18 protein-coding genes are annotated in these 21,331 nt (G+C 46.5%); 15 read left to right on the forward strand and 3 right to left on the reverse strand.

Annotated features, from left to right (window positions below):
* Nucleotides 1–472 precede the first annotated feature (472 nt).
* The 4 genes from gatC to C7R91_RS10905 all read left to right on the forward strand — a co-directional run bounded on the left by gatC (nt 473) and on the right by C7R91_RS10905 (nt 5,413).
* Complete coding sequence (gene gatC / locus C7R91_RS10890) at nt 473–763, forward strand: Asp-tRNA(Asn)/Glu-tRNA(Gln) amidotransferase subunit GatC (RefSeq protein ID WP_007717539.1); 291 nt, start codon at nt 473–475, stop codon at nt 761–763.
* Between the two features lie 32 nt (nt 764–795).
* Nucleotides 796–2,268, forward strand: a complete 1,473-nt coding sequence (gatA, locus tag C7R91_RS10895; protein ID WP_047072225.1) for an Asp-tRNA(Asn)/Glu-tRNA(Gln) amidotransferase subunit GatA — start codon at nt 796–798, stop codon at nt 2,266–2,268.
* 4 nt (nt 2,269–2,272) lie between these two features.
* Entirely contained in the window at nt 2,273–3,709 is a 1,437-nt protein-coding gene (gene gatB / locus C7R91_RS10900) for an Asp-tRNA(Asn)/Glu-tRNA(Gln) amidotransferase subunit GatB (protein ID WP_047072224.1), read from the forward strand.
* A 132-nt stretch (nt 3,710–3,841) separates the two neighbouring features.
* Nucleotides 3,842–5,413, forward strand: coding sequence for a YcdB/YcdC domain-containing protein (locus C7R91_RS10905; RefSeq protein WP_047072222.1), 1,572 nt, complete (start codon nt 3,842–3,844; stop codon nt 5,411–5,413).
* Between the two features lie 86 nt (nt 5,414–5,499).
* Here C7R91_RS10905 and C7R91_RS10910 read toward each other — a convergent pair whose 3' ends face one another.
* A complete protein-coding gene (locus C7R91_RS10910) occupies nt 5,500–7,248 on the reverse strand; it encodes an RNA polymerase sigma factor (RefSeq protein WP_047072220.1) in 1,749 nt (582 codons plus the stop codon).
* 881 nt (nt 7,249–8,129) lie between these two features.
* Between C7R91_RS10910 and C7R91_RS10915 the strand changes: the two genes are divergently transcribed.
* From C7R91_RS10915 to C7R91_RS10935, 5 genes are all read left to right on the forward strand, one after another.
* Nucleotides 8,130–8,468 carry a hypothetical protein gene (locus C7R91_RS10915; RefSeq protein WP_047072218.1) on the forward strand — a complete coding sequence of 113 codons (339 nt, stop codon included), beginning with the start codon at nt 8,130–8,132 and terminating at the stop codon, nt 8,466–8,468.
* A gap of 111 nt (nt 8,469–8,579) precedes the next feature.
* Entirely contained in the window at nt 8,580–9,044 is a 465-nt protein-coding gene (locus C7R91_RS10920) for a hypothetical protein (protein ID WP_047072215.1), read from the forward strand.
* A 28-nt stretch (nt 9,045–9,072) separates the two neighbouring features.
* Nucleotides 9,073–9,801 (forward strand): ABC transporter ATP-binding protein, encoded by a 729-nt coding sequence (locus C7R91_RS10925; RefSeq protein ID WP_047072214.1) that lies wholly within the window; start codon nt 9,073–9,075, stop codon nt 9,799–9,801.
* Entirely contained in the window at nt 9,801–10,982 is a 1,182-nt protein-coding gene (locus C7R91_RS10930; RefSeq protein WP_047072213.1) for an ABC transporter permease, read from the forward strand. Before C7R91_RS10925 ends, C7R91_RS10930 begins: the two co-directional genes overlap by 1 nt.
* A gap of 68 nt (nt 10,983–11,050) precedes the next feature.
* Nucleotides 11,051–11,953: a DMT family transporter gene (locus C7R91_RS10935; RefSeq protein ID WP_047072211.1), complete on the forward strand. Its 903-nt coding sequence runs from the start codon at nt 11,051–11,053 to the stop codon at nt 11,951–11,953.
* 72 nt (nt 11,954–12,025) lie between these two features.
* On the opposite strand, the gene C7R91_RS10940 is transcribed toward C7R91_RS10935, so the two are convergent.
* Entirely contained in the window at nt 12,026–13,030 is a 1,005-nt protein-coding gene (locus C7R91_RS10940) for an ROK family glucokinase (RefSeq protein ID WP_174769390.1), read from the reverse strand.
* A 112-nt stretch (nt 13,031–13,142) separates the two neighbouring features.
* On the opposite strand from C7R91_RS10940, the gene C7R91_RS10945 reads away from it, so the two are divergent.
* The 5 genes from C7R91_RS10945 (at nt 13,143) to C7R91_RS29675 (ending at nt 20,219) form a co-directional block, all read left to right on the forward strand.
* Complete coding sequence (locus C7R91_RS10945) at nt 13,143–14,033, forward strand: diacylglycerol kinase (protein ID WP_047072459.1); 891 nt, start codon at nt 13,143–13,145, stop codon at nt 14,031–14,033.
* Between the two features lie 118 nt (nt 14,034–14,151).
* Nucleotides 14,152–15,591 carry a 23S rRNA (uracil(1939)-C(5))-methyltransferase RlmD gene (gene rlmD / locus C7R91_RS10950; RefSeq protein ID WP_047072209.1) on the forward strand — a complete coding sequence of 480 codons (1,440 nt, stop codon included), beginning with the start codon at nt 14,152–14,154 and terminating at the stop codon, nt 15,589–15,591.
* 1,161 nt (nt 15,592–16,752) lie between these two features.
* Nucleotides 16,753–18,666: an AAA family ATPase gene (locus C7R91_RS10960; protein ID WP_052773428.1), complete on the forward strand. Its 1,914-nt coding sequence runs from the start codon at nt 16,753–16,755 to the stop codon at nt 18,664–18,666.
* Nucleotides 18,667–18,681: 15 nt separating this feature from the next.
* Nucleotides 18,682–19,947, forward strand: a complete 1,266-nt coding sequence (locus C7R91_RS10965) for a hypothetical protein (RefSeq protein ID WP_047072207.1) — start codon at nt 18,682–18,684, stop codon at nt 19,945–19,947.
* Between the two features lie 122 nt (nt 19,948–20,069).
* Nucleotides 20,070–20,219, forward strand: a complete 150-nt coding sequence (locus C7R91_RS29675; RefSeq protein ID WP_236697932.1) for a DNA cytosine methyltransferase — start codon at nt 20,070–20,072, stop codon at nt 20,217–20,219.
* A 66-nt stretch (nt 20,220–20,285) separates the two neighbouring features.
* Here the strand turns inward: C7R91_RS29675 and C7R91_RS10975 are convergent, their stop codons facing one another.
* Nucleotides 20,286–20,705 (reverse strand): very short patch repair endonuclease, encoded by a 420-nt coding sequence (locus C7R91_RS10975; RefSeq protein ID WP_047072206.1) that lies wholly within the window; start codon nt 20,703–20,705, stop codon nt 20,286–20,288.
* 129 nt (nt 20,706–20,834) lie between these two features.
* Between C7R91_RS10975 and C7R91_RS10980 the strand changes: the two genes are divergently transcribed.
* The gene (locus C7R91_RS10980) at nt 20,835–21,329 is read left to right on the forward strand and encodes a hypothetical protein (protein ID WP_047072204.1); all 495 of its coding nucleotides are present in this window, start codon (nt 20,835–20,837) and stop codon (nt 21,327–21,329) included.
* Nucleotides 21,330–21,331: the final 2 nt, after the last annotated feature.

A 21,331-nucleotide genomic window follows, 5' to 3' on the forward strand; every position in this document is an offset into this window, starting at 1 on the left:
GGACTCCACAAGTCGCTACGTCTGGAAATATTCTTCTCTGTCGTAACTGATTACGTTCTTCCATTTATTAAGGCATTAAAAAATCGAATCAAACTGACAGCTCATAGAGGAAACAGGAGAAATAAGCGAAGATCTTAGGGACACCGCCCGAGACGCAATGCAAAAAGCGAAACACGCCTTTAAGCGTCCACCTCTGAGACACAGCCTGAAGGACTACTTTGGACGCGGTTTCGCTTTTTGCATGGAGTCGTGCAGTCAATCCCGCAGGGGGTGGACCTAGAAGCTGAGCGTTTTCTCCTGTTTCCTCCCCACCACAACAGCCAGACAAAGTTTTTACTGGTTAATAATCGATCAATATTTTTTTGTCGAAAACATTATTTGTTTTCCCTGTCGAAATCCCCGCGAAAATTGACTGAACCTGCACTTTTCAAGTAAGATCAAAGTTATGTGATACGATTCGGAGGTGGAAAGAATGAGTGCCATTACTCGTAAAGAAGTAGAACACGTAGCTAATTTGGCCCGTTTGCAGCTCACTGAGGAAGAAGCGGAACGGTACACAAAAGACCTGAATGCGATTCTTGATTTTGCAGCCAAGCTAAATGAGCTCGATACATCCAATATTGAGCCAACCAGCCATGCTACAGACGTAAAAAACGTCATGCGTGAAGACGTAAACAGACCGTCCCTGCCGCGTGAGGACGTGCTGAAAAACGCACCAGATCACGAAGACGGGCAGTTTAAAGTACCGGCTGTATTCGAATAACCTACTGGATAACGAGAAGGGAGGAACCCACTGTGTCGCTGTTTGACAAGCGATTGTCTGAGATACATAGCGCGCTGCGCGCAAAAGAGATTTCGGTAACGGATCTGGTGCAGGCTTCCATCGCTAGCATCAAGGAGCATGACGGAGAAATCAAATCCGTTCTGCATGTAGATGAAGAGGGAGCCTTGGCTCATGCCCGTCAATTGGACGAGCGTCTGGTCAAGGGAAATGAGGAGCTGGGTCTTCTCTATGGCTTGCCTGCCGGACTGAAGGACAACCTGGTTACAAAAGACGTTCGCACGACTTGCGCGAGCAAATTTTTGGCGAACTACGATCCTGTCCATGACGGGACTGTTTCCAAAAAGGTGAAGGATGCCGATGCGGTCATCGTTGCGAAGCTGAACATGGACGAGTTTGCGATGGGCGGCTCCAACGAAAATTCCGGCTTTTTCCCAGCGAAAAACCCGTGGAACACCGACTACGTTCCGGGAGGCTCTTCCGGTGGATCAGCGGCGGCAATGGCTGCGCGTCATTTTTACTTCACCCTTGGCTCTGATACAGGCGGTTCCATCCGTCAGCCTGCTGCTTTTTGTGGCGTTGTCGGCTTGAAGCCTACGTATGGACGCGTATCCCGTTTCGGGCTGGTTGCGTTCGCGTCCTCGCTGGATCAGATCGGGCCTGTGACGAAAAACGTTGAGGATTCCGCCTATGTGCTGCAAGCGATTGCGGGACATGATGAATACGACTCTACCTCTGCCAATGTGGACGTACCGGATTACTTGTCGGCATTGACTGGAGATGTAAAAGGACTGCGTATTGGGGTACCAAAAGAGTTGATCGGAGAAGGGATTGACCCTGAGGTTCGCGATGCGGTTCTGGCAGCATTGAAGCAGCTGGAGAGCATGGGTGCTACATGGAGCGAGGTTTCCATGCCGCACACGGAATATGCAGTGCCAGCTTACTATCTCTTGTCTTCGTCCGAAGCTTCGTCCAACCTGGCTCGTTTTGACGGCGTTCGTTATGGTGTGCGTGCAGACAATGCGGCAAACCTGATCGAGCTGTACAAGGAATCCCGCAGCCAAGGCTTTGGCCCAGAAGTGAAGCGCCGCATCATGCTCGGAACCTACGCGCTCTCGTCTGGTTATTACGATGCTTACTACAAAAAGGCGCAGCAGGTGCGTACCCTGATCATCCAAGACTTCAACAGCATTTTTGCTGACTACGATGTCATCCTGCATCCAACGACGCCTTCTACGGCTTTCAAAGTAGGAGAAAACGTAGATGATCCGGTGAAAATGTATCTCGAGGATATTTGTACCGTTCCTGTAAACCTGGCTGGTCTGCCAGCAATCAGCGTGCCGTGCGGATTCTCCAAAAACGGTCTGCCGATCGGCTTGCAGATCGTAGGTCGTGCATTTGACGAATCCACCGTATTGCGCGTAGCCCATGCGTATGAACAAACCGCAGGCTTCTACGGTCGCAAACCGGAATGGGTGAGGGGGTAAGAGCATGAGCAAGTACGAAACCGTCATCGGCTTGGAGGTTCACGCCGAGCTATCGACCAACAGTAAAATCTTTTGCGGCTGCCCGACTGAATTTGGTGCACCGCCGAATACACATACATGCCCGATCTGCTTGGGACATCCAGGTGTACTGCCTGTAACGAACAAGCAAGCGGTAGAGTTCGCGATGAAAGCAGCACTCGCCCTCAACTGCGAGATTTCCCGCGAGACCAAGTTCGACCGCAAGAACTACTTTTATCCGGATTCGCCAAAAGCGTACCAAATCTCGCAGTTTGACCAGCCGATCGGCTACAATGGCTGGATCGACATCGAAGTAAACGGGGAGACGAAGCGCATTGGGATCACTCGTCTGCATTTGGAAGAGGATGCGGGCAAGCTGACGCACAGCGATTTTGGCGGAGAGTCTCTGGTAGACTTCAACCGCGTCGGGGTACCGCTAGTCGAGATCGTTTCCGAGCCGGACATCCGCACACCGGAAGAAGCACGTGCGTATCTGGAAAAGCTGAAAGCGATCATCCAGTACACCGAAGTATCTGACGTTCGCATGGAACAAGGCTCCCTGCGTTGTGACGCTAACGTTTCCATCCGCCCGTATGGTCAGGAAGAATTCGGTACCAAGGCCGAGCTGAAAAACATGAACTCCTTCCGCAACGTGCAAATGGGCTTGGAGTACGAGGTACAGCGTCAGACGGAGGTAGTTTCTTCCGGTGGCAAGGTCGTTCAGGAAACGCGCCGTTGGGATGAAGCGAACAAGAAGACGTTGACGATGCGTTCCAAAGAGGAAGCGCACGACTATCGTTACTTCCCAGATCCGGATCTGGTTCGCATGCAGATTTCCGAGGAGTGGATTGAAGCGGTTCGCGCAACCATTCCAGAGCTGCCAGATGCTCGTCAGGCGCGCTATGTGAACGAGTTTGGCTTGTCTAAGGATGATGCCGGAGTCATTACGATCTCCAAGGAGACAGCTGATTTCTTTGATGAGACCGTGAAAACAGGAGCAGAGCCGAAGTCAGTAGCGAACTGGCTGATGGTAGACCTGTTGGCACACCTCAACGCCAACAACCTGGTGTTTGCTGATGTGAAAATGACACCAAAAGGCTTGGGTGAGATGATCAAGCTGATCGAGGACGGAACCATTTCCTCCAAAATCGCCAAAACCGTCTTTAAAGAGATGGTGGAGACCGGCAAAGAGCCGAAGCAGATCGTTGAAGAAAAAGGACTCGTCCAAATCAGCGATGAAGGCGCCCTGCGTCAAATCGTTGTCGAAGCGGTCAATTCCAACCCACAAGCTGTGGCAGACTTCAAGTCCGGAAACGAAAAAGCAGCTGCTTTCTTCGTTGGACAGGTCATGAAGCAAACCAAAGGGAAAGCAAACCCGGGAATGGTAAACAAGCTGATTCAGGAAGTATTGAACAGCCTGTAGGCCAAAACATACGACAGCACTTTCTCTGTAAAGGGAGAGTGCTGTTTTTTGCGCTGAGAGCTATGCTAAATAGTGGAAAAAAAGTAAGATAGAATGCGTAGCTATCATCATAATTGATTAGGAGAAATGTTCATGACACAAAATTGGAAAAGTGCAACGGCTGCTTTTGCAGTGACAACCATGCTGCTGGGAACGGGTGCCCAGGCATTTGCTGCAAGCCCGGAAATGATTTTGAAAAATGCTGAAAACCCATCCAAAGAACAAATCAAGCTGCCTGCTCGTGCGGCAGAGATTGTCGCTGCACTGGAGAAGCTGGAGCCTGCCCTAAAAGCTCTGACGTTCCGAGAGGTCGTTATTTCTGATTACGATGAAAATCAAGTAGATTTGTATATGAGCCATCCTGACGATACTGAAATGAGTGCATATCTGCTTTTTGATCGCCATAGCGGTGAATTACTTGGTTACGAGGCTTCTGAATTCATTTGGGACGAGAATGAAAAAGTAACAGACGAAGCCATCGTGCAAAAAGCTGAGAAAGCTGTGCAAGAGTTGCTTGGAGAAAAGAAGCGAAAAATGACAGATGCGCCTCAATTGTCGAAAACGGTATACGGTGAAGAAGTGTCGTTTATCTACCCGAATGTATATTTTCCAATTCTGCTAAATGGTCTGGAAATAGACGGAGCGCACTACGGTATCGAGGTGGAAATGGATTCAGGCGGGCATTTGTTGGGCCTATCTTTTCAACCGCTCGATTTGACGGGGATACAGGTTGCTGATCCGAAAAAAGCTGTTACAAAAGAAGAGATTCGGAAGCAAATATTTACGCCCGAACGCCTTCGTTATGGCTATGTATGGGAAGGAACAGATGGGAAACCCGGTATCGAATATACCCTGAGGACGTCACCTGTATTTGATGCATTGACGGGAAAGCAGATCGAAATGGAATGGGGAGCAGAAGAAGGGGATGGAAATCTCCATACTTCTGATATCAAGGACATTTCTTTGAAACCCCAAGGGAAGCCATTCATTGCAAAAGGCGCAACGGATCAGCAAATTTTAGAGAACTTGTTTGGGGTTGATACCAAGAAGCTGTATACAACCTATCGAAAAGACGAACAGCAGGGTGAAATCAGTTATGATTGGTCGAACCCTATCGATTTTAATCGGGCTTCTATTATGGTGAACGAAGTGACTGGCGATATCAGCGGATACGTAAATTGGGCACATATCGAAAATCTCTCAGTGCCCCTAACAAAAGAGCAATCCTTGCAAAAGGCGATTACGTTCCTGGAGCCTTATGCTAAAAAAGCCGAGTGGCAAGTCGAAATGTATGAGGGAACCAAGAAAGAGGACAAGAAATCCGTTGATCAGTATGGTTTTTTATTTCTCGAAAAGCAAAATGGGATACCGCTCATGGAGTATTCCTACGGAGTAGCAATTGATCCCAATAAGGGACAGGTCGCTGAATTCGTGGCATCCGTTCCAGCAGAGGATCGTAAATATCCTGTGCTCAAGCCATCTGTAACAGCCCAACAGGCAGCAGATATTATTTCCAAACAAGTACCAGTTAAGTTGACCTATATTTGGCCGAGAGCAGAAGAGAAGAATGCACCCATTCTTGTTTACAAGCTGGATACAAGTAAAGGCTGGCCAACCGTAGATGCCGTAAATGGATCTTTTAAATGGAGCGAGATCGAGGAATAACATCGAGAAGACGACAATTAGCAGGAAGAACCGTCAGTGTATGCTTGACGGTTCTTCCTCGTGAGTAAGAGTTACAATAAATGGCTTTATGTTTCAGCAAGCCCTGCCTGAATTTTCTCCAATAAAGAAACAGCCGCACGTTCATTTCGCTCAATCGCCTGCAACAACGCAATCGCCTGCTTGCCCTGCTCCGCATCGTTCGGCTCGCCCCCAGCCGGGAACGGGAAGAGCTTTCTTAACGTGTCAAAGTCATCGGCAATCGCCCCGTACAAGCCAGCCGCTTCTTTTATTAGCGGACGAACCTCATCAAACACAGAATCTGTCCACGTATCGGCGATTTCGCTCCAGAAAAGAGAGGCGTAGCGACGTGCATCCCCATTCACCGCGGTCGTATACGCGTTGCCATTCGGCTCGACCGTACCCTTTTCATAAGCTTCCTGCCAAGCAGCATAGGCCGCTAGACCATTGACGCAGCTCGGGTCCTGCGGTTCTTCTCCACGATAATGAACGAGTGCAGAGTGGAGAGCATTTGCGAGCATCGTGCGTTGGTCGATCGGAAACGCACGGTCGATGGCAAGGACAAACAACTCCTCGACGATACCCCGCCCCAAGTTTTCATAGGGAATGGGACTGTCGTTGCGGCAGTTGTCTCCTGCGTAAAACATTCTTTTTTCATCATCATAGCCGTAGATCAATCCGAACTCTGGCATGAACAGGTCCCAAGCAAGCACAGGATACCCTTTGTCGATGGAGCGGTGAACCAGTTCCAATGCTTCTGGCAAGAGGACAGACAGCTGGCGCTTTTCGCGTGCCTCTGGGCTCAATAGCGAGGGAGCAACCTGATTAGCATTAATGCTTGGTTCGCAGGATAGATGATACGAGGTGACGGCACGAGATTCAAAGCCCATGTTTTTCAAACCCTGCTGCAAGACCCGCTGAAAGTGAAACATCGTCGGGCCCGCAATATGGATATTTTCAGGAACGATCGTCAAGCGAAAGGCATGGCCGCTCAGGCCAAGTATCATCGGCAAAGACATTTTTCGATCGGTCGATTCTACCAATCCGTACAGTGCCGCTGCGCAAGTAACCCAAGTAGGCATCGTGAATGCTTCTGGTTTATTCAATACTGCTTGTTTCATACTCCCCGCAACCCTTCTCGTCTTCATGTATTGATCAACAACGACACGAGTTTTTTCCTGAATCAGTTTTTTGCGAGAACGCGATAGCACTTGGTAGACATTCGCCTGGGACATCTGGAACATATGGGCAATCTCATGAGGGGCCAAATGATCAAAAAAGTGAGATTCCACAATGCGTCTCTCCCGAGGGTTGAGGCAGTACAGCAGGCTCCTGATCGTCTCAAACAGTTCACGCCGCACCATGGCCTCTTCGGGATTGCTGTTCTGCGCAGCGTGTGACCAAGACCGTCCCAACCTGTGCAGGATACTATCGAGGTCTTCCCAGTCAGTTGGTTCCTGCTCATGCGTTTGTTTGCCCAGACTCGAGAAGACAGTTTCCCTTTTTTGCGCCCCCTTCGAAAGCCGTGTGTACGCCTGATTGCGCACAATCCGATGCAGCCAAGGAAGGAAACGTCGGCTGTCCACCAGCGTTCCCAGGTGCAAAAAGGCGCGAATGAGAGCATCCTGAACGATGTCTTCGGCAAGAAAGGCTTCTTGTGTGTACGACCGTGCATAGCCGTATACTTTGGAGCGATGACGCCTGACCAGCTCGCTAAACGCCTCCTGATCTCCGGCTTTCGCCTGCTCTACCAAAGTCTCGTCTGCTATCTGGGTGTGTTCCTCATGAGCCTTGGGCCTGATTATCAAGTGATCCATCGCAAAAACTCCTCGTGATTTGTTGATGTACTGTGTAGACTTCGGGTTCACGGATTTTCTGACACGGGATGAGAAAAAATTTCGGAGTTTTTTACCAACACATTTAGTTTAACAGACAAAGAAACCTAGTAGTCTTATTTCTGGGTGCAATGGGACTCAACCAGTAAATACACCAATCGAGGCAACGCAAGAATCTCAAAAAGCACCTTCACAGATATGGATTCAAGCGTATTTGAATGAGTCAAATAAACCACAACCCGAATTATTAGAATCCAGCGAAGATAAAATGCAAGTCGAACAAATTTACAAATGGATAAATGAAGGGGAAAAAGACCAGCAAATTCAAGTAATATTGATCGAGTCTATCTCCTTCGTTTTGAATTTATGAGAGATGGCAAGATTGCAGAGAGTCAAAACTATTTGTATGCTATTACGACTGACAGTAAACTCTATGCTAAACAAGTGGCAGTTAATGAGAAGTATAACTTTGATAAGTATGATAGTAGTAAGCTTTCTACTCTAATAAATGAGGCAGGAATTGAAGGATGGCAGGAATTAAAGTCTGGTGTAATTAATAATGAAGTACTCCCCAACTAATTTATTTGAACTCACTCTGTTTTTGTTCAGACAGGGTGAGTTCAAACAAAGTAAAAGACTTTGCTGAAAAGCGAAGTCTTTTTTTACTCGCATCTTTTTTAAGCTAGTACTGGACGATTGCTGCTGCTAATGGCAAAGGACGGGTACACGATGATTGGCGTCAATATCCATAAGGGAATACTCACGTAGTGCAAAGGGTGTCAAAAAACGAACCGACCGATTTGTAACAATTTCCACTCTCCCCTATAATGAACGTACAGGAAGAAAAAGGAGGATGGAAGTACATGAAGCTCATTTCTGTAGCAGGAGAAAGTGTGGCACCTGGAAAAGGTGGATCACCGTCTGATACATTTGATCGTTCCATTTCTACGTGGCAAGAAAATGGTCAAGAAAAAACAATAACCGTCACCTATGTGCGTTATTTTGGCAAAGTGCTCGCTGAGCGGGGCATTTACGATCAAGAGGCAGAAGGTGTTCCTGTCAGCCATTTGGTAGCGACTCTGTTTCTGGAAAAAAATCCAGAAGCAAAAGAAACCCGTCATTATATTAATGATACGGAGGCTTTCGTCGCGCTGTTTGAAGGCTTTTCCTTGACCAAGTGGAAAGAGCGTTATCCGCTGTAGGATAGGAGTGAAACGGTTTTTAAAGTCAAAAGATTCTGATTCGCCAAAGACACATACGGGTAACTTTTGATAGGGCATGCTAAGGGCAACCAATTATTGGAGGGAATTAGCATGTTTTCTATTTGGCTGCCACTGGTGATGACGTCTTCTGCGCTTGTCTTTGGTGCAATACATTCGCATGTCCCTACGACTTCCTCGGTGGCGTGGATGGTTGCTGTGCAGGAGTTTGATGCGTTTTTGCAGGACTGGAAAAAAGGGCAGACGCTTGCGAACCTGCGTCACCCGTTGTTTGACCTCACGGGAGTGTCGGCGGTGTCAGGAATGATGGAGATTATCCGTTTTTCGGGAGAAGGCCACGGGCAAGCGGGAGAAATCACCCTTTCGTTTTACACACTGGAAGGCGACAAGGTCTTTTCGCCCCCAGGCTCCGTGTCTGTCGCGCGAGTCGATGAGAAACGGCGGGAATTTCATGTCACTGGCGCTATACCGAGGGTTTTGCGTGGGCGGACGGGTGTCGTACAGGTGACGTTTACGGGAGAAAAGCGTGCGTCGTACTTGCTGAAGGTACGATTCTAGAGAAAATACGGGAGAGGAGGGGCTGCTGTTGATTGAGGTCAAGGATGTCAGCAAGCGATTTAAGGAGATCGCAGCGGTCCAGCATGTATCGTTTCGGGTCGAGGCAGGCGAGGTATATGGACTTCTCGGCGAAAACGGTGCGGGAAAGACAACGACGATGCGCATGATGGCGACGGTTTTGACCCCGACCGAGGGAGACATCGAGATTAGCGGGTTTTCCGTTCGGCAGCAACCGCTTGAAGTGCGCCGTAGAATCGGCATTTTGTTCGGGGGAGACGTGGGGCTTTACAGCCGTTTGACAGCGCGGGAAAATATCGCGTACTTCGGTCGTCTATACGGATTGGAGCAAGCGAGGCTTGAAGAGCGGATTGGCAGACTGAGCCGGATGCTTGAGATGGATGATTTTATCGACAGGCGAGTGGGGGCCTTTTCCCGGGGAATGAAGCAAAAGGTAGCGATTGCCCGGACGCTCGTACACGATCCCGATGTCATTTTGCTGGATGAACCGACGACAGGATTGGATGTAACGGCTGCCACAATCTTTCGAAGAATGGTCAGAAAGCTGCAAGAAGAGGGGAAGACGATTCTGTTTTCCAGTCACAACATGGGCGAGATTAACAAGCTGTGCAAAAGGGTTGCGCTCATGCACAAGGGAAAGCTGCGGTTCGCCGGGGGATTGGATGCGTTGCGCGAGCAGTTTGGGACAGAGGATCTGGACGACATTTTCATGGCTGTCGTGGAAGGGAGCGAGGGCTGATGGGCTCGCATGTCGTTTGGACTGTATTCAAAAAAGAGCTGATGGACTTGTTTCGCGATCGCAAGGCGTGGATGGGGACGCTCCTGGTGCCATTGCTCGTCATTCCGTTCGTCTTCTTTTTGCTGGGAACGTCCTACAGCAATGTGGAAAAAGAAGCGAGGGAGTACATCCCGTTAGCCGTTCAAGGATCATCCTCATTGATTGATGTTTTGCAAAAAAATCCCGCCGTTCAAATCCTGGAGCCGTCGGATCCGAAACAAGCACTACAAGCAGGTCAATTGCGCGCTATTTTGACGATTCCGGCTGGTTTCGATGAAGAGATCGCGGCGGGAAAAACAGCGCAGTTATCAGTTGCCTATGACTCGACCAATCAAAAGTCTGTCTATGCCCGTACGTTGATCGAGCAGACAGTAGAGGCTTACAGCAAAGACGTCGTAGCGAAAAGGTTGAACCAAGCGGGCTTGTCCGAGCAGACGATTCAGCCGATTGTCTCCACCTTTCAAAATGCAGCCTCTGAGGAAAGGAAGTCGGGAGGGATGCTGGCTGGCATCATTCCGTTGATGTTGGTAGTCTCGCTCGCATCCGCGGGAATGGCCGCAGCGAATGATCTGGTCGCTGGTGAGAAAGAGCGGGGAACGCTCGAATCACTGTTGACGGCGCCGATTGCAGCCCAGCACATCCTTACGGCAAAGCTGTTGGCTGTCATGACCATGAGTATCATGGGGGCAGTAGCGTCACTGATTTCTGTCACACTGGCCATGCGTTTGGGACCAATGGGGACGGAAGTAGATCATTTTACACTCGCCTTCTTCTCGCCTGTCACTTTGTTGGTGCTCATCGTGACAATTTTGTTGTTGGCGGCGCTCTTTGCAGGGGTGGAGCTAGTTTTGAGTACGGTTGCCAAGTCTTTTAAAGAGGGACAGACGTACATGAGTGCTGTTATATTTTTGGCGATGGTTCCCTCGTACATGCTGATGCCAGTCAGTCCGGTCGACATCCCCGCGCATTATTACGTGATGCCCGTGTTCAACGGAGTCGCACTGTCCAAGGAAGTGTTTTATGGCAAGGTCGACCCGACGCATGCGCTTCTGGGGATTGGCTCCTTGCTTGTCTATGTGGTTTTTACTATTTTTCTCGCGTCTCGCATATTCCGCAGAGAAGGAGCGGGGGTAAAGCACTGATCGTAAAATTTTTTTCAGACCTGTCGCGTCACTTGTCGCTGTCATTTCGAGAAAGCTGGTGAAATGTTGTGAATCGGCTGTATGTCGGTGTGCTATATATTTTCGGATCGGCTGCTGGCTTTGGCGTCATGTCTATTTTCGCTGTGTACGCCTACGAAGCGGGTGTGTCTGTTTCAACGCTCTTGTTTTTGCGGTTTTTATTGGCGACTGCCCTGTTTTTTGGTTTGTTGCTCTGGCGCAAGGAGTCGCTTCGCTTGGACAAAAGACAGGTGCTCGCGATGTTTTGTCTCGGCGGGATTTTGTACACGTTGCAATCCCTTAGCTTTTTCTCGGCGGTACAGTACATCCCGACCTCAATGGCGGCCTTGCTGCTGTACACATTTCCGGTGTTTGTTGCCATACTGAGCTACTTCGTCGAGAAGGAACGGTTAACGAAAAAGACTGTCATCGCCATGCTGATTACACTCGTCGGTCTTGGGCTGGTGCTCGGCTTGTCATTTGGCGGGATTCAGCCAATTGGCATATTGTTGGCTCTTGCGGCGGCGTTGTTTTATTCCGTTTACATTGTGGTGGGGAATCGGGTGGTAAAAGGAGTCTCATCCTATGTAACATCTGCGTACATCGCCCTGTTTGCTGCCATTTCTACCTTTTTCATTGCGCTAAAAGACGGTGGTGTCAATCTTTCCTTTGCGGTACAAGGGTGGTGGGCGTTGTTGGGGATCGTCGTTTTCTCTACGGTGGTCGCCATCAGTTTTTTCTTCCGCGGCTTGCAGCTGATCGGGTCAACCAAAGCATCGGTACTAAGCACACTGGAGCCTGTTGTCACGTTTGGGTTTTCAGCGTTGTTGTTTGGCGAAGCCTTTAGCTTGCTTCAGCTGTTGGGAGGATGTGCAGTGCTCGTCGGTGCTGCGCTGATTGTTTCGGGGAAAGGCGGGGAGCCAGAACTGGCACCTAAGCAGGCTTCTTCATAATGCTATAGCAAAAAGACGCTCTTGCTCTGAGGCTTCACGTGCAGGAGCGTCTATTCATTTTATGTAGCCTGATCAGGATTCGTGCATCTGTGAGCGGATTAACCAGCCCGCACCATACACACCCGCATCATTGCCGAGTTCGGCAGGAACGATCTCTGTGGACTCGACGACGTAGGTGAATGGAACGAAGCGTTTGAATGATTCACGGATTCGGGAAAAGAGGAAGTCACCTGCTGCGGCCACGCCTCCACCGATCATAAACTTCGCAGGATTAAGCACATTCGCCAAGTGGGAGAGAGCGAGACCGAGATAGAGCGCCACTTGATCGATAATCGCGAGAGCCGCTGCGTCTCCTGCTACGGCTGCTTCGAGGACATCCTTGGCGGCAATGTTTCCTTTGGCGGCTAGTACAGCGGCAAGCGCCGGGCTTGATCCGTTTACAGCTGCAAATCGCCCTTCACGAATGATGGCAGTCGCAGACGCATATGTTTCGAGACAGCCTGTTTTGCCGCAATTGCAAGGGGCACCGCTATCCGGGGTCATGGTGATGTGACCGATTTCGCCGCCCACACCGTTGATGCCATGGATGACCTTTCCATTCAAAATGACGCCTCCACCTACACCTGTACCGAGTGTGATGAGAACGAGGTCTTGTGCACCTTGACCTGCACCCTGCCACATTTCTCCGAGGGCTGCGACATTGGCATCGTTGTCGACCGCGACTGGCAGACCTGTAAGGGCTTCCAATTTTTCTTTTAATAAAACGGGTTGGCGCCAGTGAAGATTCACCGCTTGGAAAACGATTCCCTTCCCGCCATCGACGGGGCCGGGTACGCCTACACCGATTCCGCAGACTTGTGAAAGAGAATAGTCATGCTGTGCAAGAAGATCATGAGACATGTCTACGATTTTTTGCAAAATGCCATCCTCGCCGTCCGAAACAGGCGTCGGCTCTTGCGTTTTTGTAACCAGCTCGCCGTCTGGCGTAATCAAAGCCATCTTGATTGCAGTGCCACCCACATCTACTCCCACGATGATCTTCTTCACAAGCGTCTCCCCTATCTCCTTGTTTTCCATCTTTTTCTATCTTATCACGCTATATGGAGCATAGCGATTCCCAAAAATGGCTATACAGGATATGATGGAAGAGAGTACCCCCGTGAGCGAGGGAAGGAAGAAGGGATCTGCCTTGAAACGAGCCAGATTAATCTACAATCCAAGCTCCGGCCGGGAGATCGTGCGTCGGCGATTGCCGGAAATCCTCGATTTAATGGAGTCGGCCGGATATGAAACCTCATGCTATGCGACCAAAGGGGAAGATGATGCGACAGAAGAAGCTGCTCGTGCAGTAGCTCGCGGTTTTGACGTCATCCTGGCCGCTGGTGGAGATGGAACCATATATGAAGTAGTCAATGGGATGGCAGAGCATAAAGCGCGTCCATCTCTTGGAATAATCCCCTGCGGAACGAGCAATGATTTTGCCCGGGCGGTCGGTATACCGAAATCGATCACACGTGCAACGGAGATTGTCGCCAAGGGCAAGAAGAAACGCATTGACCTGGGGCGCATCAACAACCGCTATTTTATGAATATCGCGGGTGGCGGCTCGCTGACGAATTTGACCTACGAGGTCCCGAGCAAGCTGAAAACGCTAATCGGACAAATGGCATATTACGTCAAAGGGTTGGAGAAGCTGCCGTCGCTGCACCCGATCCGTGTGCGTCTGGAGAGCCGCAAAGAGGTGCTGTTAGATGAAGAAATCATGGTGTTTCTCATTGCCAATAGCCGATCTGTAGGCGGCTTCGACTGGCTTGCCCCAGATGCGGACTTGTCAGACGGCAAGCTGGATGTCATCGTCGTGAAAAAGACGAATATTGCGGAGTTTATTCGCTTGGCGACACAGGCAGTTCGCGGAGAGCACTTAAAGGACCCGAACATCCTGTATTTCCAAGCAGATTACATCAAAGCCACTTCGCCTGGTGGAGAGACGGTTCAGCTCAATCTGGACGGTGAGCTGGGTGGACAGCTGCCTTGCGTGGTGGAAGCACTGCCGGGGCACATCGAGTTGTTCGTCCCGTAAGAAGATAGTAAAATGAATAGCAATAGCCGTGGGGATGCCGCTTTTCGCAGTGCATCCCTGCATGCTTCATGGAGCGAAAACGAAAACTTATAGAGCAAGATAAAAGGAGCAATAGATAGTGGCGAAGACAACAAAGAAGCGGCGCGGTCCGCACCCGACAGCCAAAGTGGAGCTGGACGTCCCTGTACGTGTCGGACAAACCGTGGAAGTGGAGATAACCGGACTGAACCACGAAGGAGCGGGAGTCGGCCGGATTGAAGGATATACGCTGTTCGTAGATGGCGCACTTGCAGGAGAGCGAGTTCATGCGCGCGTCGATCATGTGAAGAAAAACTTCGGCTTTGCCAAGCTGACAGAAGTAGTAGAAGCGAGTACCCATCGTTTCCAGCCGCCCTGTCCGCTGTACGACCGTTGCGGAGGCTGTTCGTTGCAGCATCTCGCTTACGAGGAGCAGCTGCGGCACAAGCAGCAAATCGTGCGGGACAACCTGCGGCGCATTGGAGGGTTCCAAGTCGAAGGGGAAGGCGCGATTACCGTTCATCCAACACTCGGCATGAGCGATCCATGGCGCTACCGCAACAAAGCACAGGTACCGATCGGCGAAGAAAACGGAGCGTTGGTCGGCGGCTTTTACGCGGAGAAATCCCACTCGATCATCGACATGAACGAATGCCTCATCCAGCATCAGGCGAATGATGAAGCAGTGGCAGCTGTGAAGCAGGCGGCGACCAAGCTGAATATCACGGCATATGACGAGGTGCGCCATTCTGGCTTGCTGCGTCATGTGGTCGTGAAGGTTGGCGTCAAGACGGGGGAAGTCATGGTCGTGCTCGTAACGACGGAGGAGCAGATTCCGCAACGAGATCAGCTGGTGGAAGCGATTCGGGTACAGGTCGCTGGCGTGACGAGTATCGTGCAGAACATCAACCCGGATAAGACCAATGTTATTTTTGGCAAAAAGACCGTGACCCTATGGGGCAGTGATGTGATTTACGATTATATCGGTCCGATCAAGTTTGCTATTTCGGCGCGATCGTTTTATCAGGTCAATCCTGCTCAGACTGAGGTGCTGTACAACAAGACGTTGGAGTACGCGGGTGCGACTGGTACGGAGACGGTCATTGATGCGTATTGCGGTATCGGGACGATTTCGCTGTTTTTGGCGCAGAAGTCAAAGCATGTGTACGGTGTGGAGATTGTGCCGGAAGCGATTGCGGATGCGAATCGTAATGCGCAGTTGAATGGCGTGGAGAATGCGACGTTTGAGGCAGGGCCTGCGGAGGTTGTCATTCCTGCTTGGAAGGAGAAGGGCATACGGGCGGATGTGATTGTGGTTGACCCGCCGCGCAAAGGCTGTGATGAGGCGTTGTTGACGACGATTTTGGAGATGCAGCCGGAGAGAGTGGTTTATGTGTCTTGTAATCCTTCTACGTTGGCGAGGGATTTGAAGGTGCTGGCGGAGAGGTATGAGGTGAAGGAAGTGCAGCCGGTGGATATGTTTCCGCATACGGGGCATGTGGAGTCGGTTGCGTTGTTGGCCTATAAGGGGTTTGTATGATCGAATAGGGAGTTGGGGACGAAATGGAGACGTAACTATTCGTCCCTAATACTTGTAAGTAGAGCTTCAAATTTATCAGTAGCTGATTGATCGGCAGTACGTAGTGCAAATCTGTAGGTATTCATAGTAAACGAAATCGAACCATGTCAAAGGGGTTCAGAGATAATCTTAGCGTGAACACCTTGGTTGATCAACAATGTAGAGCTGGTATTTCTAAGGGAATGGGAATCATTGTATCTAAGGCGTTTTTAATGATAAAACGCCGAAACCAAAGGTAGGGGCGCTCTTGGTGGAAGAGCCCCTTCCATCTGGGTGGCATCTGTCACCAATTTTATCACGTTCCTCAATTTTGTATATGTAGTACTCTTTAAATTCCTCTACCATTGAGATGGGGAGTGGTACTTTACGCTTGGTTCTTTGTTTTCGGTTTCTTTCATATGGACAATACCCGCTGGCGATATTGTGACGCTTTGCACTACATCAATAGCACCTGTTTCCCAGTTTATATGAAGCCACTCAATCCCTCGTCTGAGGCCAGACGTAAGAGCTAGAGTGACCATGATTAGGTTCTTTCTGTAGCCGAAGAGGAATTTCTTCAACCACCTTCTCGTCGTAGGGGATTATTTCCTTGTTCTCAGCGACTGGATTCTTAACGCATCAACAGGATTTTGCTTGATAAGCTTCCATTCACAGCTCGCGATAACATACTCCTGAATATTCGTGAATATATTCGAGTGTGCCACTGAGGTTTAAACCAAAAGATAATAATTTTTCTCATACATACGTGATGTCTTCAGTTCATTGAGACAGAAAAAAGCACTTCCAACTGGTAGAGTTGATATAGTTGGAAGTGCTTCTCTTTCGAGACTCCGACCAGGTGTCCAAAATACTTTGCTTTTAAGGAAGGGTGATTCTATTCCATGCAAATTAGCAGAATTGCAAGCTGATAATTATGCTATCCACTTTGACATCTCGAACAAAACTGGGAAAAGGTATTTCATTGGATTAGCAGTAATCACCTTCCAGATACAAAGGGCTATTTAAATCCGTATACCTATGGAACTAATGCATGCCATTGTTTCTCAATTTGATAAAATGTAAAATTTACAGACCAACCCAAATAACTAAAGATTCTATCAGAAAGAGTAGGAGTACTAAACTATGCAAATAGATATTTTCTCTCTTAGCACAAAGGAAAAGCTTGCTTTGGCCTGCATTTACTTTGCCCGTTTATCAAGTTCTGATGAACACTATAAAGGGAAATGGGCGCCTGCATTACGAACTCTCTCAAAAAAGTATGGTATAAAATTTAGTACGTTAAAACAAAATAAAGACCGTTTTGATGCGAATTTTACAACGAGTGGAAGAAAGGGGTATTATCAAAGGCCCCTTGAAAAAGCTAATAAATTCTTATATGAGATGTATCTAAAGTATAAGGATATTGACATTGAATATCTTCAGTTGTCTGTTAATTCGATTCTTGAAGACGCTGAACAAGAAGGGAAACCATTCTACAGTATAAAAACTAAAGTGAAAGAACAAGTTGAAGCTATACTTCAACGTCAATCCAATATTGAACTTGATGGTTTAAATTGGTTTAAAGATGAATTGAAAATTGGTCAATTGGTTTTCATTGTTTTTGGAGGAGACAAACCTTCTTGGGACACAGGGTTAATTGGAATTGGAGCCATTGCACAAGGTCCATATGATGTAGGATACGAAAAGAATAATTACAGAGTTAGGATTGATGTTAAGGTATTACTGGATCAGTCAATAAAAAGAAGTGATTTAGTATCTTATAAAGATACTTTCGATATTATAGGGATTGGTCCAATTACAAAGTGGGAACCTAATCAAGCAATAACGCAAGTTCCTGAGAGTAAAGCTGTTGCATTAATTCGTGCTATGCTCGATCTAAATCCCGGAATTTATGAAGAGTTAACTGCTGTAATTAGTGAAGAATTAATGGCACGAGTAAAAGGCTCTACAGTTCAGCTAATCCCGATTGAAGTCGATTACGGTGAGAAAGTGGAGTTAGAATTACCTCTTGAAAACGAACAGGCCCCTATAAGTAATGATGACTTTAGTGATCTCTATGAGCCTGATTTAGAGGAAATACATAAAGGCTTTGCTATGTCATCGAAACCTATGGTAAGTCTAAAAAATTTCATCAATTCACAAAAGCATATAATAATGATTGGCCCGCCAGGAACAGGTAAGACAACACTTGCTGAAAGAGCTTGTAAAGAAGCAGTACAAACAAACTACATTAGCGGATATACTATGACAACTGCAGTTGCAGACTGGAGTACTTTTGATACAATCGGCGGTTATATGCCTGATAAAGAAGGAAAACTTGTTTTTCAAGAAGGAGTTTTCCTTAGGAGTATTCGAGAAAATAACTGGCTTATCATTGATGAAATTAACCGAGCTGAAGTTGATAAAGCATTTGGACATTATTTTACAGTGTTATCTGGTAAAGATGTGACCCTGCAGTATAAAACCGACACTGTTTCAGGAGAAAAGAATATCACGATTCGACATACTGAGAGTAAAGGCAGTTTCTATGAAGATAAGACTGCTACCTATTATATTGGACGTAACTGGCGTATCATAGCGACAATGAATACATATGATAAAAACAGTTTATTTATGTTGTCCTATGCTTTTATGCGGCGATTTGCTTTTGTTTATATTCCGGCCCCGACTAAAGAAGCTTTTTCTGAGTTAATTGAGACCAGACTTTCCGGAAATGAAGATACTATTAAGGTATTGAGTGAAATTATAAAAACAGCCCCTAAAAAGATTGGGGCTGCAATTATCCTCGACATCATTACTTATTTGGGTAATTCAGGAAAAGAAGGCATTGTTGATGCTATTTGTTCACTCATGATTCCTCAATTTGAAGGAATCTCTCTTCCTCAAATAAAAAAGCTATATAAAGATTTTGGCGTTTTATTATCTAGCGATGACAAAGAGCATTTAAAAAATTTTTTGTGTGAGTTTTATGATATTAATATTTCCGAGTTGTCTAAAGTAAGATTTGATGATGAGGAAGAGGATATCGATGAATAGGAGGGAGAGGAAAAAGTGCTTAGATCAAGCGACTGTTGGAACAGCACGACACACAAAGAAATAATCGAATATTCAAGTCGTTTACTCTGGCGCTTCATCCAACCTAATGCGAAAGAAAATGAAACTGAAGAAGCTATTCTTAATCTGACTGGCTTGAACAAACGTGAATTAAACATGTTGGCAAACGTTAGATTTCTTCTTTCAAAAGAAGTGAAGTACTTACTTAATGAAATTGCTCCAAAAATAATAAATCGGCTTTCAAAAGAATCAATTTATGAGCATATTACTGAAAGAGGCAAAGTAAAGGGGAGAATTGATTGGCAGAGGACAATTAGTGCTAGAGCTGCAGCCGGTAATGACTCTAGTCTTTATGTCTACTCAAGAAGGGCTCAAATTTTTGATCTGCCTGAGAATAGACTTTTTTTATACATCATAAAGCACATTAACGAAAAAGCCCGAAACTTTGTAACGGAAGAATATCTTAACGTTACCTGGTACTCAGAAATAGATGATGGTGAAAAATGGAGGGAAAAAATAGATGTAATTGCATCAAAAACTAATCATCTATTGAGAAATCCGTTTATTTCCAAGATCGGTCATATGCTGGAACTTACAGATAAAGCAGTTGACCTCACTAAGAAATGCAGGCCTCCGCATTATAGGGAATTAGCAATAATTGCTGAGAGATTGGCATTTTGCCAAAGGAGTCCTTCCTTTTATTTGAAAGAAGAGCTTGATGGAAATATTTTAGAACCCCTTAATAAAGATACTATTTTTGAAATTGCAGTGCTATTTAAAACAATTAACGTTGCAATAAAATCAGGTTGGAAGGAAAAGCACGTTGGATTAATTGGAGCGGCATTAAATTCAATTAGTACTCTTGTTAAGAATGATTCTGAACTAAGAATTTATTACCAGAAGTTACCTAGGGATATGGCCCGAATTAGTAAATACGGTGTTATTATGGCTGATTATGGTCTTAGTGAGAAACTACGCAGGCCGGACATAGTGCTGGAGTTCATAAATGGTCAACGAAAAGATTTTTTTATCATAGAAGTGAAAAGGTCAAAAAGTCGAGATTATCTTGTTGATGGTACATATAAACTCCTGGGGTATCTTAAAGACTTTGAGCAAATAAACAAAGGTGATTCAACGTTAAGAGGTTTTTTGGTGGGCTGGAGTGGTATCCCTTTTAAAGAATATATAAATAACGAAGAAGTTCAACTCTTTAATTGGGATAATATAAAAGAGGGGTTGACAAATATACTTGAAACGAGGTAACAGAATTGGTAAAAATCATTTTTGTTACCAGTATGTGATCATTATTACGAATAAAGTTTCTAAAAAAACCGAAGTAAAAATATGAAAGAGATTAGGTCTGCGCATACCCAGTTAGAAGATCGATGTACCATTGGGAAGACAAGAGCATTAACTATCGAGAGCGCGCTAGTTCGCAAACCTTTCCAGATGATTTTATCTTTACGGATTCTAAAGAAAAATTTCGCCAACATGTTGGAATGACAGTACCACCGGAACAGGTTGTAAGGTTGTAATAGAAGCGGTTTTAAAAATAAACGCAGGTGTAGAAAAAGTCGCCAATGTTCATTTATTGGCGGCTTTTATTTTTGTTTGGAAGACAATATAAAATGTGATATTTTTTTCAATGCACTTTCAAAATCATTCTTCACTTCGTGTTCCCAAATCCGTAAAATCTTCCATCCCTTCTTTGAATAGTATTCGTTTACTTCAATATCTCTATCTATATTCCTTTTTAGCTTTTTTTGCCAATACCCAACATTTGTAGCTGGGACATTTCCGTGAATTGGGCATGAATGCCAAAAACATGAATCAAGAAAAATAACAATTTTGTGCTTCTGGATTGCTATGTCAGGATTACCCATAAGTTTTCTTACGTTTTTTCTGAATCTTAACCCTCTTTTCCATAATTCCTTTGTGACTTTACTTTCCAACGTTGACCCCGTTGAACGTATGGCTCTCATATTTTTTGAACGTTGTTCTTTTGTAAACATGTCTACCATAAACTATTCCCTCCAAAAAATACGATTTGTTCGAGAATATCACCTCATGAGCTGATTATAGCTAACAGGGCATTGTTTAACATTAGAACCAACGGACGAAACTGGAATTGACTGGGAGGTGAGCAATCTATGTCTGAAATTGTACCTAACGAAAGCGCATTGTTGCAAGGACTACTCAATAAGGTTATTCTTTACCGATTCACCCGCAACCTTGATAAAGAACTCGAAGACCGCAAAATTAGCCACGCTGAATTAAGCGGTAGTACAGGAAGAAGCGGTAACTGGTTTAACCGTACTTTCAACGAACTGGAAGATATGAGAATTTCAACGTTTATAAAGTCGATATCTGCAATAAATAAGATTATTAGCGGAAACTACAAATTCAAACCTGTTGAAGTTCATAAGGTCCTTGACGAAGAAATGTTCAAGGTTGCTTCCGTGTCAATAGATTTGTCTATGAACGGCGTTGAATATCTACTGCAAAATGACGCGGATATGTGTAAATTTTTTCTCGAAATAAGATTCTACGTTGATGCTCTGAAAGCACTTGATGGCAAGTTATCCTACGATGAAATACACGCTTATGAACAAATCTTGACCCGAATAAACACAGAAGGGAATTGATA

This window comes from Brevibacillus formosus (assembly GCF_003013405.1).
In the GTDB taxonomy this organism is placed as follows: Bacteria; Bacillota; Bacilli; order Brevibacillales; family Brevibacillaceae; genus Brevibacillus; species Brevibacillus formosus.

Coding starts and splice junctions, on each gene's coding strand:
- gatC (WP_007717539.1), top strand. CDS start 473: ATGAGTGCCATTACTCGTAAAGAAGTAGAACACGTAGCTAATTTGGCC.
- gatB (WP_047072224.1), top strand. CDS start 2,273: ATGAGCAAGTACGAAACCGTCATCGGCTTGGAGGTTCACGCCGAGCTA.
- C7R91_RS10905 (WP_047072222.1), top strand. CDS start 3,842: ATGACACAAAATTGGAAAAGTGCAACGGCTGCTTTTGCAGTGACAACC.
- C7R91_RS10910 (WP_047072220.1), bottom strand. CDS start 7,248: ATGGATCACTTGATAATCAGGCCCAAGGCTCATGAGGAACACACCCAG.
- C7R91_RS10915 (WP_047072218.1), top strand. CDS start 8,130: ATGAAGCTCATTTCTGTAGCAGGAGAAAGTGTGGCACCTGGAAAAGGT.
- C7R91_RS10920 (WP_047072215.1), top strand. CDS start 8,580: ATGTTTTCTATTTGGCTGCCACTGGTGATGACGTCTTCTGCGCTTGTC.
- C7R91_RS10930 (WP_047072213.1), top strand. CDS start 9,801: ATGGGCTCGCATGTCGTTTGGACTGTATTCAAAAAAGAGCTGATGGAC.
- C7R91_RS10940 (WP_174769390.1), bottom strand. CDS start 13,030: ATGGAAAACAAGGAGATAGGGGAGACGCTTGTGAAGAAGATCATCGTG.
- C7R91_RS10960 (WP_052773428.1), top strand. CDS start 16,753: ATGCAAATAGATATTTTCTCTCTTAGCACAAAGGAAAAGCTTGCTTTG.
- C7R91_RS29675 (WP_236697932.1), top strand. CDS start 20,070: ATGTACCATTGGGAAGACAAGAGCATTAACTATCGAGAGCGCGCTAGT.
- C7R91_RS10975 (WP_047072206.1), bottom strand. CDS start 20,705: ATGGTAGACATGTTTACAAAAGAACAACGTTCAAAAAATATGAGAGCC.
- C7R91_RS10980 (WP_047072204.1), top strand. CDS start 20,835: ATGTCTGAAATTGTACCTAACGAAAGCGCATTGTTGCAAGGACTACTC.